15 protein-coding genes and 1 pseudogene are annotated in these 17,860 nt (G+C 66.0%); 9 read left to right on the top strand and 7 right to left on the bottom strand.

Features of this window, described 5'->3' with window-relative positions:
- Positions 1-10: 10 nt before the first annotated feature.
- Positions 11-1,204: a helix-turn-helix domain-containing protein gene (locus ACWD4G_RS18715; RefSeq protein WP_451294657.1), complete on the bottom strand. Its 1,194-nt coding sequence runs from the start codon at positions 1,202-1,204 to the stop codon at positions 11-13.
- Positions 1,201-2,034, bottom strand: a complete 834-nt coding sequence (locus ACWD4G_RS18710; protein ID WP_451294655.1) for a hypothetical protein — start codon at positions 2,032-2,034, stop codon at positions 1,201-1,203. The genes ACWD4G_RS18715 and ACWD4G_RS18710 overlap by 4 nt, the downstream gene beginning before the upstream one ends.
- A 534-nt stretch (positions 2,035-2,568) precedes the next feature.
- Here ACWD4G_RS18710 and ACWD4G_RS18705 point away from each other — a divergent pair.
- From ACWD4G_RS18705 to ACWD4G_RS18690, 4 genes are read left to right on the top strand one after another with little or no spacing between them, the layout of a single operon-like run.
- The gene (locus ACWD4G_RS18705) at positions 2,569-3,072 is read left to right on the top strand and encodes a hypothetical protein (RefSeq protein WP_451294654.1); all 504 of its coding nucleotides are present in this window, start codon (positions 2,569-2,571) and stop codon (positions 3,070-3,072) included.
- A gap of 50 nt (positions 3,073-3,122) precedes the next feature.
- The gene (locus tag ACWD4G_RS18700) at positions 3,123-5,465 is read left to right on the top strand and encodes a hypothetical protein (RefSeq protein WP_451294652.1); all 2,343 of its coding nucleotides are present in this window, start codon (positions 3,123-3,125) and stop codon (positions 5,463-5,465) included.
- Positions 5,465-6,199 carry a hypothetical protein gene (locus ACWD4G_RS18695; RefSeq protein ID WP_451294650.1) on the top strand — a complete coding sequence of 245 codons (735 nt, stop codon included), beginning with the start codon at positions 5,465-5,467 and terminating at the stop codon, positions 6,197-6,199. The genes ACWD4G_RS18700 and ACWD4G_RS18695 overlap by 1 nt, the downstream gene beginning before the upstream one ends.
- A complete protein-coding gene (locus tag ACWD4G_RS18690) occupies positions 6,196-6,372 on the top strand; it encodes a hypothetical protein (RefSeq protein ID WP_451294648.1) in 177 nt (58 codons plus the stop codon). The genes ACWD4G_RS18695 and ACWD4G_RS18690 overlap by 4 nt, the downstream gene beginning before the upstream one ends.
- A gap of 56 nt (positions 6,373-6,428) precedes the next feature.
- Here the strand turns inward: ACWD4G_RS18690 and ACWD4G_RS18685 are convergent, their stop codons facing one another.
- From ACWD4G_RS18685 to ACWD4G_RS18675, 3 genes are all read right to left on the bottom strand, one after another.
- A complete protein-coding gene (locus ACWD4G_RS18685) occupies positions 6,429-8,336 on the bottom strand; it encodes a UvrD-helicase domain-containing protein (protein WP_451294646.1) in 1,908 nt (635 codons plus the stop codon).
- Between the two features lie 3 nt (positions 8,337-8,339).
- A complete protein-coding gene (locus tag ACWD4G_RS18680) occupies positions 8,340-10,217 on the bottom strand; it encodes an ATP-dependent nuclease (RefSeq protein ID WP_451294644.1) in 1,878 nt (625 codons plus the stop codon).
- Between the two features lie 419 nt (positions 10,218-10,636).
- Positions 10,637-10,855 carry a helix-turn-helix domain-containing protein gene (locus tag ACWD4G_RS18675; protein WP_229703783.1) on the bottom strand — a complete coding sequence of 73 codons (219 nt, stop codon included), beginning with the start codon at positions 10,853-10,855 and terminating at the stop codon, positions 10,637-10,639.
- A 249-nt stretch (positions 10,856-11,104) separates the two neighbouring features.
- Here ACWD4G_RS18675 and ACWD4G_RS18670 point away from each other — a divergent pair, with 249 nt between their 5' ends.
- Positions 11,105-12,373 (top strand): tyrosine-type recombinase/integrase, encoded by a 1,269-nt coding sequence (locus ACWD4G_RS18670; protein ID WP_451294641.1) that lies wholly within the window; start codon positions 11,105-11,107, stop codon positions 12,371-12,373.
- A gap of 82 nt (positions 12,374-12,455) precedes the next feature.
- On the opposite strand, the gene ACWD4G_RS18665 is transcribed toward ACWD4G_RS18670, so the two are convergent.
- The gene (locus tag ACWD4G_RS18665) at positions 12,456-13,124 is read right to left on the bottom strand and encodes a TetR/AcrR family transcriptional regulator (RefSeq protein WP_451294870.1); all 669 of its coding nucleotides are present in this window, start codon (positions 13,122-13,124) and stop codon (positions 12,456-12,458) included.
- A gap of 782 nt (positions 13,125-13,906) precedes the next feature.
- Positions 13,907-14,446: a MarR family winged helix-turn-helix transcriptional regulator gene (locus tag ACWD4G_RS18660; protein ID WP_451294639.1), complete on the bottom strand. Its 540-nt coding sequence runs from the start codon at positions 14,444-14,446 to the stop codon at positions 13,907-13,909.
- Between the two features lie 93 nt (positions 14,447-14,539).
- Here ACWD4G_RS18660 and ACWD4G_RS18655 point away from each other — a divergent pair, with 93 nt between their 5' ends.
- From ACWD4G_RS18655 to ACWD4G_RS18640, 4 genes and pseudogenes are all read left to right on the top strand, one after another.
- On the top strand, positions 14,540-15,169 hold the full coding sequence (locus ACWD4G_RS18655) for a GTP cyclohydrolase II (protein WP_451294637.1): 630 nt from the start codon (positions 14,540-14,542) through the stop codon (positions 15,167-15,169).
- A gap of 20 nt (positions 15,170-15,189) precedes the next feature.
- Positions 15,190-15,618 (top strand): annotated as a pseudogene (locus tag ACWD4G_RS18650) (dihydrofolate reductase family protein); the annotation flags it as partial.
- 286 nt (positions 15,619-15,904) lie between these two features.
- Entirely contained in the window at positions 15,905-16,852 is a 948-nt protein-coding gene (locus ACWD4G_RS18645; protein WP_451294635.1) for an NADP-dependent oxidoreductase, read from the top strand.
- A 63-nt stretch (positions 16,853-16,915) separates the two neighbouring features.
- Complete coding sequence (locus ACWD4G_RS18640; protein WP_451294633.1) at positions 16,916-17,848, top strand: NADP-dependent oxidoreductase; 933 nt, start codon at positions 16,916-16,918, stop codon at positions 17,846-17,848.
- The last annotated feature ends 12 nt before the right edge of the window (positions 17,849-17,860 follow it).

Raw genomic sequence — 17,860 nt, 5'->3', positions numbered from 1 at the left:
TTTTGGGGAGCTAGGGCCGCCGTCTGTGTTCCAGCAGGGAGACCACTCGTCCGCTCGCCTGCTGGCGGCTGTCTGGCGACGGCGCCGGGGTAGGCGATTCGCTGTCCGGCGTCCGGGACGTCACCGTGCGGAACAGCTCCGTCGGCATGCGGCACTGGGTCACCAGTTGAGACTCGTCGATGCCTTCTTGCGTCAGCAACTCCACAGCTCTTGGCAAGAGGGACGGCTGCTCGATAGCGCTGATCAAGCCCGGCTCGTTCCGGCGCCAACCACGGGCTGAAATGGTCGTCATGGCGTTGCGGTAGGACGTGTCGCTGAGTCTGCCGAGCCATCGCGCACGGTACAGAAGTGCCTGGATGCTGACGCCCCACTGCTCTTTGAGCCGGGCCAGTGTCTGCCACGCGGTGCCGCCCATGGTGGCGGGAAGCAGGTGTCGGATCTGGTCGGCCGGCATGAGCAACTCGGCAGCAAAGCGATGGGCTTGGGCCTCAACAATGCGCCCGCCGGGCTCTGCGTCGCTGTGCATCATCAGGTGTCCCAGCTCATGCGCGACGTCGAAGCGCTGCCGATAGTAGTCCCGCTTGATTGGGTTGAGGACGACCACGGGGCGCAGTTTGCTGTCGAACGAGTAGGCGTCCACTGACGCTGTCTGCGGGGGGCTGAAGACCACGAGCACGCCGTGGTTCTCCAGCATCCTGACGATGTGTCCGGCAGGTCCGTCCCCCATCGCCCACTCCTGGCGGAGGAGTTGAGCGGCACGTTCCGGGCCGTCGCCGTCTGGGTCGTCCACTGGCACGGGGTAGCTGGGAACGGCAGGATCCGGGAACTCAACGTGCCGTTCAAGGCTGTTCGTGATGTCCACGGCGAGCTGACCGTAGGCGTAGGCCTGGTCTCGGGCCAGCTGACTGGTGGAGCGGAGCGAGCGGAAGTGCGGTGCCGTGCAGAGGGCGGCGACGTCCTCTGCACGGATCGCGAAGAACCCAGGGTCGACTGACAGACTCAGTGCCAGTTGCGCCACTGCGGCGGGGGTAGGCCGTTTGGCTCCGGACTCCCAGGCCGCCACCGCGGTTGGGCTTTTGTCGACCAGAGCGGCTAGATCGCTTTTGCGCAAGCCCGCCAGGTGCCTCGCCATCTTGAGACGGGCACTGTCGAAGAGCGCGGCGACCTCCGCCGCCCGGTCGAGCGTAGACGTACGAGAACTCACCCTTCACCACTAGCACGGTTGCCTGGGCGTTCTTCCATGGGCCGGCGCAGGCGAACGGGTGCATCCGGCACCGTGCTCGGCCCGGTCGGCAGCGGCGTGTCATCCGTGCGGCGTCCACCGTCTGACGGCGGTGTGCTGAGGATGTCGTGCCGCCAGTGCCATGCCTGTCCCCCGCCGGTATTGAGGCGAGGGCGCCCGAGAACCAGTTCAATCCGTCCGCTGAGGGGGTCGAGACTGTGGGCCACGACGTACGTTTCGAGGTCCAGTTCCGGCTCTGTCGCCAGCATCTCCAGGCCGCCGAACTCCTCTGCCTCCAAAACTTCAAACAGTGAGGGCTGCGGTGGCTCGGGGGTGCGCTGCCTGGCTACCTGCTGCTTGGTCGGGCTCTTGCGGGGCCATGGCAGACGGTCAAGTTCTCCGAAGTCACATGAGGCGAGCAGGAATCGACGCTCACCGTGCGCCCAGCCGGGGCTGCCATTGAGGTCGGCTCGTCGCACCAGCCCCGCATCCAGCTGCGGCATGGAGTCGACGTCCCGTTCCGACAGCTGGTCGTACAACAGGTCGAGGTCGGCGTCGTCGTTGCCGGAACGCACCGCGTAACGCTCACAAGCGAACACGCGGTCGAGGCGATCACGGAACAACGTGTACCTGAGGCTGCCCAGCAAGGCCGCGTCGTGACCGTCGGCCTCGGAGTACGTCTCCAGAGCCCGAGCGGTAGCCGCCAGATACGCCCAGCGCGCGCCAGCCAGGAGACCGGCGTCGCCGAACTCCGCGATGACATCCTGGTGTTCACTCACGATGAGGAAGTTACACCACGACCAGTATTTCATGCGCCAGAGTGAACCACTCCGGCGTGTCGAGGAGCATGAAACACACCTAACCACCCCGCCAGCCAGCAACTCGGCGGCTCCCACGTCCAAGCGGCAGGGGAAGGGCCAGCGGCTCACCGACGCGCACAGCCAGGTACGCGGCGAACAACCTGCCCCTACGAGCCCCCTGCGGGCGACTTCAGCGCACTCTTTGCGCCATTCACTCGGGCCACTTACCCCGTCGTCACCCAGTCCCCCTTCCCTCCGTCACGCCGAAGGATCGTCACCGCCGACGCACTTCAACCTCAGACAGCACAGCAATTGACCCACACCACAAATCAAGAACGCTCGTGCGAATCTAGAGCCGGGACCGGGAACACAAATTCCCTTGACTGAATATGACGGCTACATGTTTGGCGGGAATACACCTTTGTCTCCGGCTCATGGACACTCGTAGCCTTGATGAGATCTTGCGGCCTTGCCGTGACCTAAGTTCACTGTTCGGGGGATGCAATGGGAGATCAGCTGTCGCTAGCGACAGTGGCCACTTCAGCCATGCCGCAGATATTCGCGTTCCTCTTCGGACGTCTCGGCGCCGTTCTCGACCGTCGCGGTGGAAATAACCCCGATGCCTCAGTCGATTCGACAGCAAGTCCAGTCCTAGCTGAACCTTCGGTTCCGCTGTCCATCCGCGACGAGGAACTGACTGAGGCGCGGATTCACCGGCTTGAAGCAGTCGCCCGGGAATTGGCTGTCTACCACCGCAATCCCACTTTGATTCGGGTCGATGACGAGCACCTGCTACACACCATGAGCGAGCTACGAGACGACCTGGAAACGATCTACGGACAGTCTCTGTCTTTCGTCGGTGAACGACGTTCTGCGCCAGGTGTGCGGGTGAGGCAGAGCGTTGAAGAGGTCGAGGCAGACGGAGTGGTCCGCGCGGTCAGGGTTGGGCGGGTAACCGCCGAGGCGTCGGCCGACATCGAGCAGCGGACCAAGGTTGTGCGCCAGGGCGGCGAGCTCACTGCACTCGAAATCGACGGCACTCTCGGATAGCGCTCGCAGGATAAGTCGGATTCCGGGAGCGGCACACCACGGGGGTACGGGTGACTGATCAGCAGGACTATGGGCTGGGGCTCCCTCACGAGAACGGTCAGCAATCCGAAGGCCCACGCTGGGACGATGCCGGTGCATTAGAGCCCACGGACGCGCCACATACACCGGCCACGCTACCGCCGGACGCGAGCTTGCACCTGGATGACGAGCTGCAGGAGCGTCTCAAGTCCCTATTGGACACAGAGGCGGTCAAGCGTCTTCGGCAGATGGCTCTGCTCAACCTGGGCGAAATGAACGTCCTCAAGGTCAACGCGAGTTTCGAGAACCCGCTTGACCACAACGAGTTTTCGGACACCTACCTTGATGCACTCCGCACCGTTTACGTGCGCCCAGAGGGAGGCGACTCGTTCGACGATGTCTATCAGCGGTGGAGGAATCCCGGCTCTGTTGTGGTACTAGCTCAGAAGCCGGGCACAGGTCGCACGGCCACCGCGTGCGCGCTCCTCGCGGAGCTGCGTCATGAGTTTCCGGCCGTGCGTGTGGGTCCGCTCGGCTTCGGCGGTGGTCTGGAGTTTCCCTTGCGCCGCCTACCACAGGTGGAGAACCGCGGTTACCTACTCGAACTGCCGCCCGATGAGGACGGTTTCAAGGTGGCCAGCACGTTCGGTGCGACGATCGAGCGTTTGCAGTACACGCTGAAACGTCGCGGTGCCCGGCTCGTGGTGCTGACCACACCCGAGCAGTGGCGCCGGGTAGGTGACAGTGCACCCGACGGGATCAAACCCTCCTTGGGGGCGCCGTCGCCGTTGGAGATCGCCCACAAATGGCTGAGCGCGGAGGGGCCGCCTGACCTACCGGTCGATCGCTGGCTGACCGATGACGACATCGTCGCCTTGCTGAACGGCCAGCCCCCGGTGGAGGCCCTGGAGATCGTCAGTCTCATTCTGGACGCGCACCATGCACGCGACAGCAGCCTGCCCAACCTGGAGGCCCTGGCGCGTAAACGGAAGAACGGCGCCGACACGCCTTTCGACCGACAGGTCCTCAGCGTCATCGCGGCCCGTAACAACTGGCGTCCCCAACTCCTGTCTTGGCACAAGGAGTCCGGCCGTACGAGCTTCCAGCGCAACTTCCTGCTGGCCTGCGCCACCCTGCGTGGAGCGTCCGTTGCGCACGTCTACGCCAGCACGGCCACCTTGGCATCCGTCTTCGGAGACGGTGACCCATCCCTGAAGGGGCAGCAGGATCCTGGCGTGATTGAGATGGTCGACTCGATCGGGGCCGAACTGCAGGCCGACGACACCGTCACCTTCAACCGCCCTGAATGGGACGACGCGGCACTGGAGTACTTCTGGGTGGACCGACCCCTGTCACGGGTGAAATTCCTGGAGTGGCTGGCCGATGCCCCTTTGAAGAAGCCCAAAGCAGCGCTCGAAACGCTCACTGACGCAGAACGGCAAGCGATGGCCGAGCGCATCGGGAGCTTCGCCTTGCGATGGGCTGTACGTCATCGCCGGCAAGAACCCCTGCGCCAGTTGGTCTGGCGCTGGCACAACACACCGCTCTGGACAACGGTTGTAGAACTCCTCACATCAGCCTGCCTGCAGCCCGCCAGCAGCTCCTATATCCACGAAATGCTGCTGCAGTGGGCTAGGACCGACAACGCCGCGCAGCAGTTGGCCACCGTGGAGGTGTGTGCCGGGGAGTTCGGCGTCCTCTACACCGGCAAGGCGCTGCGGCGGTTGCGCTATGCGGCTGGCTCGGAAGACGTGGAAGTGCGTCAAGCGCTCCAAAAGGCCGTGCACGGCCTGTGGAGTGATCCAAGCGCGCGCAGGACTCTCTTCGGCTACGTCATCGACTGGTGCAGAGACGGCGGGACCAAACTGGAGGCTGGGCAGGAAGCGTTCAGGGCTCTGGCCGAGTCGACACACCCCGATGCTCCTACGCTCCCGGCCCTCCTCCCCCATAGCGACGAGGCGGAATTCACAGCTCCCGTAGCCGATCTCATCGTCGGCTGGCGAGCCCTCCTCCAAGGCACGCAAGGATTCGAAAGGGATGGTCAGGCATCGGCGGTCGTGCGTCTGTGGCTGGATGCGGCGCTCAGCCATCCGCACGTCCATGCTGACGTGCTGAAGATCTTCAGCACAGCGGTGAAGCTCTCTGACCCGACGGGAACATCAGGCGAGAACGCCCGCGACCGGCTGCGGGCGATCGCACGGGAATGGGCCAAGGCCGCAGCGCTCGAACAATCGGCAGGCCGTATCGAGCTCCCATCCGCCGGGCTGGCCCACCGCGCCGTGTACACCGAGCTCGCGCAACTCCTCGATGACGGCATCATCGAGACTTTCCAGCAGACTCTGGCTCAAGCCGACAACGAAATAGAATCCGCATGATGCGACGCCGCACGCGCCGCAACCACACTTCCGAGTCCAGCAGCCAGACGTGGACATCCGTCTTTCATGACCGGCCGGGAAGCCGTGATGCAGGCCTGTCATTCGATGCGGCCATCCGCGTCGAATGGCGTCACTCAGCGCAGGGTCCGACCAACCCGGACGCCCGGCATGCAGCAAGCCGCACTGCCCGCCTCCTGGTGGAAAAGCAGCTGGCCAGCGAATCGGTGCTCCGCGTCGGTGCGGCGGAGCAGGAACTCGCAGCGGCGCTACGTGACCAACTGCCCTTCGACCGTGACGGTGTTGAACTACTCAACATCAGCGCGACCCTGCGTGTCGACGACGACGCAGCGGAAGGCGCCCGCCTGATGGAACGAGCCCGTCATGAGTTCGAGCTCGACGAAATGGACCGCCGTCAGGCTCGCGCCCGCATGGAGTTCCTCCGCAACGAACTTCTCGCGAACCCATCCGCTGCACGCCTGTACACGCTCATCCAGCGCTCCCCCCGATTAGGCGGCCCACCCGAGGGAAGCGACCCCGAAGAGCTTGTACAACAGATCCATGAGTGGCACCCAGATTCCCGCTGGGTACTCGTCGCCCGCACGCTGCACACTTTCATCAACAAACTCACTGAAGACAACGCACGCGACTTCCTGAAAATCCTGGGCAGCGCGATGACCACTCTCGGCCACCGGCAACTCTCCGAGGAAGTCACCGCCGCCGAGGAAGCAGAGTGAGCCTGAATCTGCTGCGCTGGCTCCTCGCCCCGCGCACCAGCCTGCTCGCCCACCGCATCCGCAAGACCCGACACCACGAGATCTCTGCAGACGCCGCGTGGCGACTGGCGAGGCTACGGCTGCATCCGGACGAGGTGCCCTACCGCAACCACGGCCATAGCCCTCCTTCGTAACTACCGGCGGGCTGCTGCGAGGCCCGGTCCACTGCAGGAGCACGGCCCGGAGCCGCTCAGAGGGCATTGATGTCGTGAACGGACCAACCGCGAGCTGTCATCGCCTCGACGTACGGTTCGGCTCTCGTGCGGTGCGCGGCGAAGGCGAGCAGATGGGTGGGGCGAGTGGCTCCCACGAAGAGGAGCTGCGCCGCACGCTGGACCGTGACCAGTGCCTTGGAGGCGTCCTGTTGTCGGCTCAAGAGTCCGAGGACCTCGTGCACGTCGTACTTCTTGCCGCCGCGTTCCAGGCATTCGAGGATGAGCGTGGCCGTGTGAGTCTCGCCTTTAGCGCTCTGGATCGATCCCGCAACTGACGGCACCACCCCGTGATCCGCATCCGCCGACGCTTCAGCCACTGGGGCTGGCTGGTCAGTGCAGGGGACGTGTGCGAGGGGATCTGTCAGGCGTGCGACGCCTTTCAGGGGGCTCTGGGTCAGGTCGGTCAGCACCCGCTGCAGCCGGGCGGTGATGACTGCCCACTCGGCGTGGCTGTCGAGGGGGCTCGTCAGCATGTCGTGCAGGAGGAGGCGTGTCCTGCCTCCGGCGGTTTCCGGGTCTCGGTCCAGGCGTCTCAACGGGGGCAGGCTGCCTGAGGTGGCGAGTCGGGCGACGTCACGGATTGCGTTCCACAGGAGTGTGACGGCTGCGTGATTGTCGCCGGCTTTCCGGTGTGCCTGGGCGACGCGTGCCGATGTGATGAGACTGCCGATTGCCTGGCTGGGCACGGCGGTGAAGCCGGGCACGTAGCAGGAGACGGACTGTGGAAAGGCCTTCGCGCCGCCCCGGGTGAGGCGGGATCCCAGAACGCGCGGCGGGCTGTCGAGCAGCAGAGGACGGGGGACCGTGGCTGCTGCCATGCATTCGAAGGCCGGCACGACCTCGCCAACGGTGTTGTCGTCAAAGAGCAGGAGGGCGATCGTCCCGTCGTGGCCGGCGCCGTCGATGCGCTGGCGGCGGTGGATGGTGAGGTCGCTGGCGAGGGCGGCGACCTTGCTGCCGAACCGGCGGCTGACGGGGAGTTGGGCGGCGTGGGGCAGTGGGAACGACGACGGCTGCGCCTCGCTGGGTCCGTCGGTGAAGATGCGCTGATTGACGTCGCCCACGCGCTGGACGACCGTGCTCGGGGAGCCGAAGACCTTGTCGAGCAGGCGCTGCTGAAGGTCACTGGTGTCCTGCATCTCGTCCAGGAGGACGAAGGGGAAACGGTGGGCAACGGCTTCGGCGAGCTGTGGGTGGTGGAACAGGTGGTGCTCCGTGAGGGTGAACATGTCGTGGTAGCGGAAGATGCCCTGCGCGGTGAGCTTCTCCTTCAGTGCCACGAACTGCCGGCCGCTGGGGGTGTCGGGCTTGAACGGCTGGGTGCCGTCCGGTCCCGTCGTGGTGAGCTTTCCGGCGTCGCACACGTAGCGGGCTTCCGACACGAGTGCGGGGCCGTTGCGGCGCTTTCCGAGGAAGGTGTTCAGCGTGCGGAAGGCGGGGTGGTGTTCCAGCAGGCGCAGGGCCGTGGCCGCGTAGGTGTCGTCGTCGACGGCCTGGACTTCGATGCCGCGGGCTCGGAGGGCGGGCAGGGCGAAGAAGGTGTTGGTGAAGGACTGGATCGTGCCGATGAAGTGCGGGTACTGCAGCAGTCGGCGTCCGGCTGGTGTGATGGCGAGGCGGCTGCTGATCTCGTCTTTGGCCGTGTTGGTGTGGGACAGGACGCAGATGCCGCGGGTCGGTGAGTTCCATCCCTGGCCCAGCAGGGCGAGTTTGAGCCCGACCAGGCTGGTCTTGCCCGAGCCGGGGGCTGCTTGCAGGTCCAGGCGCTCAGCGCTTTGGATGAAGTCCCACTGTTCCTGGTGCGGCAGTTCGAGGCCGAGTTGCTGGGCGAGTGCCTCGACTTTGTCCTTGATGAAGACGTCGGGTGCGTAGAGATCCGTCATCGCTCAGACCTCGCTGCACAGGTAGGTGAAGGCGGCCACGAGGTAGGGCGGCAGATCGTCCTCGGTCACGGGTGTGGTCTGCAGGAGCCGGGCCGCGTGGTGGGCGGCGATCGGCTTGCTGCCCCGGTTCATGCGCAGCGGCTCATAGATGTCCAAGGCCGCCTTTTCCAGGGGCACGTTGCTCTCTCGCCACTTCTTGACCTCCTCATGCGCGGCACGGTCCAGGTCGGCGAGCTTCTCTGCGGTGGGCCAGGTGGTTTTGGAGGCGACGGCGGCGCGGACGGCCTGGTGCATGAGGGTCGCCATGGTCCAGGAGGCGGCGGCCAGGTCGTACTCCAGCGTCCAGTGGTCGGAGACGAAGGTGCGCACGTGGCCGCTGTCCTCTGCCTTGAGTGCGGCAACGTGATCGGTGATCTGCTGCGCGGTCATCTCCGCCGAGCACTTCAGCTTCTTGCGCATCTCCTCCGAGGTACCGGCGGGAACCAGGTCCCGGTCCCGGATGCAGGCCACGGCGACCGGGATCTGCTCGGCGTCGCGCTGAAAGATCCGGCTGTAGCGGAAGAGACCGACGCCGCCGACGTTGACGACGCTCACGCCGCATTCGTTGAACGATCGGCCGACCGCCTGGGCGAGGGCGGGCAGGACGATGGCTTCGGCGTCGCCTTCGACGATGGCGACGCTGCGGGCGAAGAACAGGTTGGCCTTGGTCACGTCGAGGAAGCGGGTGAGGAAGGCGTAGTCACCCTCGTCGAGGCGGGTCAGTCCCGGTGCCAGGCGGAAGGTGGATCCACGGGCGACGAGGGTGAGGTGTTCGACCGGGATGGCCGAGGCCAGGTTGGGGCTGTGGGTAGTGAGGATGACCTGGACGGGCGGTTTCCCAGCCGTTTTGGCGTCGGCGCGTTCCCGCAGAAGGTCCATGATGCGGGTCTGCAGTTGCGGGTGGAGGTGGGCTTCGGGTTCCTCGATCAGCAACAGGGGTGCGAACGCGCTGTTGCCGAGAAGGAGCAGTTCGGCCGCCATGAACAGGGCGTTGTTGTAGCCCAGCCCGTGTCTGGTCCACTCCCCCTTGCCCGCGAACAGGGTGAGCTCCAGCCGCTCCAGCGCTCGTGCGAGCGTGGCGTCGCCGGCGACGCCGATCTCGCCGCGCAGGACGTCGGAGCCGATGGAGAACTTCTGTAGGTAGCCGGCATTGATGTCGTCGCGGGCCTGGGCCACCGCCTCGTTGTCGCTGATGTGCCGTTCCGCGCGGCGCATGATGCCGACCAGGGTGCTGGCGCTGTCGGACTCCTCGTCGAAGTCGTCGTCACCTTGGGCGCGCATGGCCGGGTAGCCGGCGAGGATCTGTGACAGGCGCGATCCCCGGCCGGAGCGCAACTCGGCCTCGGCGTCCCTCAAGGGGCGCAGGTAGGTAGCCTTCAACAGCTCGCGGGCGGCACCGTCCAGAGCCGGCCCCTGCCCGTCGCGGCCGGTGCGCGTGGTCACCGAGACGCGGTGGGGGCGCAGCGGGTCCATCAGTTCCGCCTTGACGGTGACGTAGAGCGCGATGTTGCTGTCGTCGTCGGTGGTGAGCAGTTCCAGGAAGACCGCTTGTTCTTCGGTCGTCAGGTCCTTGAAACCACAGGTGATCTTGAAGGCGTCCGCGCGGCCGCCTGGTCCGACGTGGAAGTCGTCGCGCGTGATCCGGTAATAGTCAGCCGCTGTGGTCAGCAGGCACAGGCGGATCGCGTCAATGACGGCTGTCTTGCCGCTGTCGTTCTCGCCGACGAGGACGTTCGTGGCGGGACCGAAGTCCAGGCTCAGACTGGCGTCCGTGTCGCCGTTCTTGTGTGGTGTCGAACCGAAGATCCGGAAGTTCTCCGCGTACAGACAGGCAAGGTACAACGACGTCCCCCGAGCAATGCGGCCCTGGCCCCGGATGGCCCAGGCGGTTGCAACCGCCTCAAGTACCCCACCCTACGCGGTTCTGACGCATCATACGATTCGTCACACCACTTGTGTCTCGTTAGGAGAATCCACTCCCAGGGCTGGAAATGAACACGTCAGATACCCAACTCCAGCAGCAGGGCTGGACCGTCATCGCGGCGCGCGGCAGGAAGAGGATGGTGGACCCTCGCGACCGACGCGACTGACAGCAGGAAGGCACCTGCGCGCACGGTCACTTGATGGGGGCGCGGATTGGGCGCCTCGGCGGGTTCACGCGCACCGCCTGCGTGGATCTCAGGAAGAAACGCGACGCCCAACAGCCCCTACGAACTCACCACACCCCATGAAGAATTCGCGGACGTTCGATTACCCCCGGACTACTGAGACCCGGGCTTGCCGGATTCCTCCCGGGTGATGTGGTTGACGAGTTCCCCCGGCTCTACATCGAGCCCAGCAGCGATATCCAGAAGCGTCAGCACACTCGGGCTGCGCTGCCCATGCTCGATATAGATGAGTCCACGGAAACTCAACCCGCTGCGCTCTGCGAGCTGTTCCAAGCTGTATCCCCGGCCTTCCCTGAGGCGTCGAATCTGCATACCGAGGGACAGGAGTCGGGGATCTGGTGAGGGTTCGCGTACTGGCACACAGCGACACCACTCGCGCAACTTCTCCAGAACCATGAACAGCTGTGCATAATCGAGCCTCGGGCTGGAAATCCTGCACGTGAGCACACACGAGCAGCCCCCGCGGCTACGGCGCCACTCACCCGTGCACCTCGCTCGGCACAAACGGGCAGCCCCTGCGCGGCGGTAGGGCCCTAACGCGGCAGCAGTGAACGAGAACATATGGCCAAGCCGACGCTGCCATTCGACCGATGGCACAAGTCGTACCCGAAACCCCACCGAGGCGATGCACCCTGCAAGTGCGGGACCAGGAACCGCCCCCTTTACCCGTCAGCGGACCACGGACGGGGACTCCGCTGGCAGGCCCGATATGTCGATCACCTCAGGAAAGAACGCAGAGAATCGTTCGACACCTGGCAGGAAGCCCTCGACCGGCTCGGGGAACTGATGGCCCAAGACGCGACCGCGACGGGCGAGAGCCAGCCGGTGCGCGGTGCACGGGTCTCATTCTTCGGCGCGCAGATGATCGAGCGCAAACGGAAGAAGAATAAGAGACCCAGCACGATCAACACCTACGAGAGCCACCTCCGCAATCACATTATCCCGTTCGTGGGAAATCACCTGCCCGCATCGCTGCGGCGTCGCGATTCGATGGCCTTCGTCGATCATCTGCTGGAAAAACCCAGCCTCAGATCAGCCCGCACAATTGTCCAGATTTTCAAGACGTGGCGCATCCTCATCCACTACATGATGGACGAGGACATTCCGCTGCCCGCAAACATCGTGTCCCGCATCGAGCTTCCCGAGATCGAAGAGAGCCATGAAGTCGCCCTGGCCCCCGAGCAGGTGGCTGCAGCCGCCGCTGCCATGCGGGAGATCGAACCACGCTACGAAGTCCTGGTGTGGCTCGGCGCGTGCGCAGGACTGCGCGTAGGCGAAGCCTTGGGTCTGACACGAACACGTGTCGGCTGGCGGGAGGATCTCCTTTACGTCCAGGAGCAGCGGCAGCGCGGCAAAGCCGCGCCACTCAAAACAAAGTCCAGTTACGCAACGCTGCCCGTGGATCATTTCCTGATCGAGCGACTGGCAGCACACGTGACCCGCTTCTCGGAGTCGGAGCTGGCCTTCCGGGACGCCGCCCGCAAGCCTCGGGCTCGCGATCGCGCCGAATCGGCCGAAGAGGATCTTCTCGTGACGAACCGTCACGGAAGGCCGGTTCAGGGCAGCGACTTCAATCTGAAGTGGGGGCGGGTCGTCGCCCTGGCCGCCCTCCCCGAAGGCACCCGTTTCCACCACCTCAAGCGCTTCTACACCTCCACTCTCGGCGGGCCGGGCCACCACGACCCGAAGACGGTCCAGGTCCTCTCGCGGCATGCCAGGTTCTCCGAAACCTGGGACACCTACGCGCGCCCGCCGATGGCGGCAGAGGGTCTAAAGGTGACCGTGTTCGGCAATACATTCCGCTCAGTACCGCACCGGCACACCGGATAATTGGATCGACGACGGTCACCCGTGCGCATCTTGCCGGTCCGAAAACCAACCAGGGCACTCCAGAGTTGCTATTTGAGGGGCTTCACGTTTCCCGGCAGGCTGGGGTGGTCGGCCCGGCGGCTTGAGTGATTGCGTCACGGCTGGCCAGGGAGTCGGTGGAGGGAACGCCGAGAGCGGGCAGGACCACGGCATCGATGTACGAGGTGAGGACAGCCTGGGTCGACGACTGCTCACTGAGCATGGCATGGGCGATGAGTGCGCCGAGCGTCATGTGTACCGCATAGGGCAAGGCGGCAACGTCGAGACGGATCTCTCCCCGTTCCGCGGCACGCTCCAGCAGGCGGTGGAATGTCGCCGCCTCTGTGGCGACTCGTTGCTCTCGGAACGCATCGCGCAGATTCGAGTTACGGGGGATCGCCGTGGCCAAACCTCGCATCAGCGCGGAGTTCTGCTGCTGAGCGTGGCCCCCTTGCGCGGCCACCAGAGCATGCAGGTCGCCCCGGAGTGTGCTTGTATCGCAATCGTCGATGCGGATCGGCCTGCCATGCTGGAGGGCCTTCACCACCAGTTCGGCTTTGCCGCCCCACTGGCGGTAGAGCGTGGCCTTGCTGAACCGGGTGCGCGCGGCTACGGCTTCCACGGTGAGGGCGTCGTAGCCGACTTCCCGGAGCAGACTGAGCACGACCTGGTACAACGCGGCCTCACGTTCGGGCGTAATCCGGCTGCGCCGCTTCATAGCAACCTCAGCCATGCGGGATCCTCCTTCCGTGCCCCACGACACACTGCACACGCCGAAGACAAGGCCATCATAGTTCAAATTGGAATGATGTCGCGCGGTGGTGATGTTCTCAGGCACCTTCCGCACTCGTTGACGTCGCTCGCCAACAGGTCAACCTGCCCAATCCGCCGACGGGGCACCGCCCCCACGACCCAGCTGAGGCCCAGTGCCATCAGCCGTGGCCAAGAGCAGCCCCACCCGGGGCGTCCCTTTCCCGACCGCCGACGGATGCGAACCGGCTTCCACCTCGCCGCCTGCAGCACATCCTCACCCCCGGAACCCGGCGACCCGGGGGCGCCGTTCGGGCTGACCTCGCCCAGCTCCTCGAATCCATGAGCGCATAAATCCACGGCCGGGACCCGTGTCACTCACGGACCTTTCGCACGCCCGCGTGCGTCGCAGGTGCCGTATGTCGGTCCTACGACGACTCTCGTCCGGAAAGCCCACCCACCGCCTGCAGCCTGTGCGACGTCCGCGCCGAGGTCATCGAGACTGTTGTCGGGGCCGAGGACCATGCGCCGCAGCCTGGGCATGGCGATGGTGAAGAACACGCGCGCGTGCGTGTCGCCGCCATTGCTGCCGGATACTGCGGCATTGATCTTGCCCTGAAGGTGGACGGTCACTCTCGCCGTCTTTCAGGCCCGGCTCACCGACCAGCGAGCCGACCGCTTCATTCGACAGCGCACTCCATAGCGGCAGGCAGGGGGCCGGCGCGGACGGGCACTGGCCGCTCGGATGCGCGATGAGCGAGGCCTTCACACGCCGAGGTCGGCAACAACTTCAGCGCCAGAGATCGAGCATGCGGCCCCATCGGCCACGGGAGGGCTCGCTTCGCCGGATCCGTCCGTCATGCGGCGGCTGACCTCGTCGAGCCCGTCGGCGAGCGCCCGCACCTGGTCAGATGTAAGCACATCGATGAACAATTCCCTGACCAGCTCCACATGGCCGGGCGCCGCCCGCTCCAGCAGAGCCATGCCCGCGTCGGTAAGCACGGCGTAGACCGCGCGTTCATCACTTGGACAGGAGCGCCGGCACACCAACCCGGACTTCTCCAGCTGCCCGATCTGATAGGTCAGGCCACTCTTGGAGTTGACCAGCGCGGAGGCCAGTTCAGCCATCCGCAATTCCCGGTTCGGGGTCCCGCTGAGTCGGGCGAGGATCTCGTACTGCAGGCCGGACAGGCCGACGTCGCTCTTGAGCCTCTGCTCCAGCCGTCGGTACAGCAGCGCGTGCGCGGTGTTGAAGGCGTTCCAGGCACGCTTCTCTTCGTCGTTCAGCCATCGCGCATGGCCCACGTCACACCTCTCCCTATTGTTCAAATTGAAACTCCATCCTATCGTCATGAGTGAGAGTTCAAATTTGAACAACATGTCGCCACGGGAGACGCCATGACCACCAGCACCGCCGCCACCGTGCGCACCCGGGTCCGTATTCCGCTGCGCTTCTCGGACGGCTACCACGTGACCGCCGAGGTGATCACGTTCAACGGCCTGGCTGACGGCGCCGAGCACGTCGCCCTGGTTCTGGGAAAGCCGGCAGCCGCTGCCACCCCACTGGTGCGTCTGCACTCCGAATGCCTCACCGGTGACATCTTCGGCTCCGTCCGCTGCGACTGCGGACCCCAACTACGCGAGGCCACCGAGCGCATATCCACCGCAGGGGGTGTGCTGCTCTACCTCCGTCAGGAAGGCCGCGGCATCGGCCTCTACAACAAGCTCGACGCCTACGCCCTACAGGATCGGGGCTTGGACACCTACGAGGCCAACCTGGCCCTTGGCCTGCCCGAGGACGCCCGCGACTACACGGCCGCCGCCCAGATGCTCGCCGCCCTCGGCATCACCGAGCTGAGGCTGCTCACCAATAACCCCGACAAGGCGCAGCAGCTGAACGACCTCGGCCTTTCGGTCGCCCGGACCGTCCCCACGGGCGTGCACACCACGCCCAGCAACCTGCGTTACCTGCATGCCAAGGTCCAGCACACCCGACACACCATCGCCCTCGCGCCGGTGCTCGACTGACCCTCGCAACGGCCACTCCCATGACCGCACATCCGTATGTGGTGCTCTCCTGTGCCATGTCCCTCGACGACACCGAAGACCAGCACCTCGTACTGTTCAACGCCGAGGACCGGGAGCGGGCGTACATCCTCCGTGCCTGGGCCGATGCCGTCCTCATCGGGGCAGGCACACTGCGCTCGAACAGCCCTCGCCTACGGGTGCACTCCAACTGCTGGCGCGCTGAGCGCCCCGCACTGGGACGGTCGGCATGCCCCGCTCGAGTCGTACTGCCCCGTTCCGCAGGCCTAGACCCGCAGGAGGCTGCTTCCTTCGCCACGGAAGGCACCGACCGGCTCGTCTACTGCGACCACCGGGGAACCGTCGAGGCCCGTCGCCGCCCCGGTGTAGCCGCCACGACCGTCGACGCCGGAAGCACGCCCGAACTCTCCTACGTGCTGACGGACCTCAAGGCCCGCGGCGTTCGTCGGCTGCTGGTCAAGGGTGACGGACATGGCCACGACCGGCTCCTCACCCAGCCCCGCCGACGGACTCCACCTCGTTGCCGCCCCATGTTCATCGGCAACGGCGAGGCGCCTTTCTTCGTCGGCACCGAACACTCCCCCAGCGACCCTGGCCGACCCCTGCACCTGACGGAAACCCGGGCCACCGGAGACCTAGGCCACAGCCACCACCCCACCGGCTCCCTTTCCCAGGCGCTGACAACGCGACACCCCACCGGCCGAGAGAGGCACCAGCATGAAAGCCGTCGTCGTCACCGATTTCGGAGCCCAGCCCGAGCTCGTCGACCTGCCCACTCCCGAGCCTGGCCCAGGCGAGATCCTTGTACGCGTCCATGCCGCAGGAGTGAACCCCTTCGACTGGAAGGTCACGGACGGCGCCCTCAAGGACTCCGTAGCGCATACCTTCCCCCTGGTCATGGGCTCGGACGCGGCGGGCGTCGTCGAGAAGACGGGTCCCGGCGTCACCCGCTTCCGCCCAGGGGACCGCGTCTACGGCCAGTTCATGCGCCTGCTCCAGGGCCAGGGCTCCTACGCCGAGTACACCCTCGCCGAGCAGGAGGGCAGCATCGCCCCCATCCCCGAAGGCCTCTCCTTCACGCTTGCCGCCGCGCTTCCCACCGCGAGCGTGACCGCCCACCAGGCCGTCCAGGCCGCACGTCTCTCCGACGGACACACGCTTCTGATCAACGGCGCCAGCGGCGGAGTAGGCCAGTCGGCCATCCAGTTCGCCGCTCGGACCGGAGCCCGCGTTCTGGCCACCGGCAGCCTCGGCCTGGCCGACCACCTGCGCGGTCTCGGCGCCCACACCGTCATCGACCACACCCTGGCCCCCACTCATGAGCAGGTGGCCGCCGCGCACCCCGAGGGCATCGACGCCGTCATCGATCTCGTCACCCCGGCCGGCGGCGACATCAGCCCGATGGCCGATCTGCTCCGCAGCGGCTCCACCTTGGTCAGCACCAACTACGCCACCGACCCCGACGCCCTGGCCGCCCGCGGCATCCTCGGCATCAACCTCGGCAACCAGCCCACCGCCGAGACGCTGACAACACTCGCCGAACCTACCGCCACTGGTGGGCTGCGCGTCCGTATCGACGCCGAAGTCCCGCTCGCCGACGCCCCGGCCATCATCGCCAAGGCCCGTGCCGGCCACGCCACGGGAAAGACCGTCATCATCCCCTGACGTGCAAAAGACGTCAGCCACACCCGGCCTTCCCGGGCCGACCCGACACTCAACGGAGAAGACATGAACCGAACCGCGCAGGCTGTGCGCTTCGACCAGTACGGCGAGCGTGACGTGCTGTACATAGCCGACGTTCCGATGCCCGAACCAACGCCTGGGGAAGTCGTCATCGAGGTCCGTGCCGCCGGCATCAACCCCTTCGACACGATGATCCGCTCCGGGGTGATCCGGGATCTGTTCCCCGTGACCTTCCCGTCGGCTCAAGGCAATGACCTGGCCGGGGTCGTCACCGCCATCGGCGCCAGGGTGGACGGGGTGGCCGTCGGCGACGAGGTGCTGGGCTGGACGCCAGGTGGAGCCACGCAGGCGACGCATGTGGCCGTCCCGGCGGCCCAGTTGGTGGCCAAACCGCCTCAGGTGAGCTGGGAGGTGGCAGGCTCCCTGCACATGGCCGGCGCCACTGCCTACGCGGCCCTGCGCGCTGTCGCTCCCCAGCCCGGGGAGACGGTCGCGGTGTCCGCCGCCGCAGGCGGGGTCGGTTCGTTCCTCGTGCAGCTGCTCACCGCTCGGGGCGTGCGCGTGCTCGGCATCGCCTCGTCGGCCAACGCCGAGTGGCTGGACAAGCACGGCGTGATCCCGGTGCCGTACGGAGACGGCCTTCGCGAGCGGCTTGAGCACGCGGCAGGGGCCCATGGAATCGACGCGTTCATCGACCTCTACGGCCCGGAGTACCTCGACCTCGCGGTCGAGCTCGGCGTCAAGCCGGACCGCATCCAGACGACGGTGGCCATGCAACGTGCGGCGGAGATCGGTGCCCGGACGGACGGCCGCCACAACGCGACCGCACGCGAGATCCTGGTGGAGCTGGTCGGTCTGGTCTCCTCGGGTGCCGTCGAACCTCCGATCGCCGCCACATACCCGCTCCACCGCGTGACCGACGCCTTCGCGGAGCTGGAGCAGCGGCACACCCGGGGCAAGATCGTCCTGATTCCCTGACCACGGCCGCGG

This window comes from Streptomyces sp. NPDC002643 (genome assembly GCF_053592555.1).
This window is presented reverse-complemented; position numbering and strand designations above follow the sequence as displayed.

Bases quoted from the DNA above. Each gene is read 5' to 3' on its own strand.
- ACWD4G_RS18710 (WP_451294655.1), bottom strand. From the start codon at position 2,034: ATGAAATACTGGTCGTGGTGTAACTTCCTCATCGTGAGTGAACACCAG.
- ACWD4G_RS18705 (WP_451294654.1), top strand. From the start codon at position 2,569: ATGCCGCAGATATTCGCGTTCCTCTTCGGACGTCTCGGCGCCGTTCTC.
- ACWD4G_RS18695 (WP_451294650.1), top strand. From the start codon at position 5,465: ATGCGACGCCGCACGCGCCGCAACCACACTTCCGAGTCCAGCAGCCAG.
- ACWD4G_RS18685 (WP_451294646.1), bottom strand. From the start codon at position 8,336: ATGACGGATCTCTACGCACCCGACGTCTTCATCAAGGACAAAGTCGAG.
- ACWD4G_RS18675 (WP_229703783.1), bottom strand. From the start codon at position 10,855: ATGCAGATTCGACGCCTCAGGGAAGGCCGGGGATACAGCTTGGAACAG.
- ACWD4G_RS18670 (WP_451294641.1), top strand. From the start codon at position 11,105: ATGGCCAAGCCGACGCTGCCATTCGACCGATGGCACAAGTCGTACCCG.
- ACWD4G_RS18665 (WP_451294870.1), bottom strand. From the start codon at position 13,124: ATGGCTGAGGTTGCTATGAAGCGGCGCAGCCGGATTACGCCCGAACGT.
- ACWD4G_RS18655 (WP_451294637.1), top strand. From the start codon at position 14,540: ATGACCACCAGCACCGCCGCCACCGTGCGCACCCGGGTCCGTATTCCG.
- ACWD4G_RS18645 (WP_451294635.1), top strand. From the start codon at position 15,905: ATGAAAGCCGTCGTCGTCACCGATTTCGGAGCCCAGCCCGAGCTCGTC.
- ACWD4G_RS18640 (WP_451294633.1), top strand. From the start codon at position 16,916: ATGAACCGAACCGCGCAGGCTGTGCGCTTCGACCAGTACGGCGAGCGT.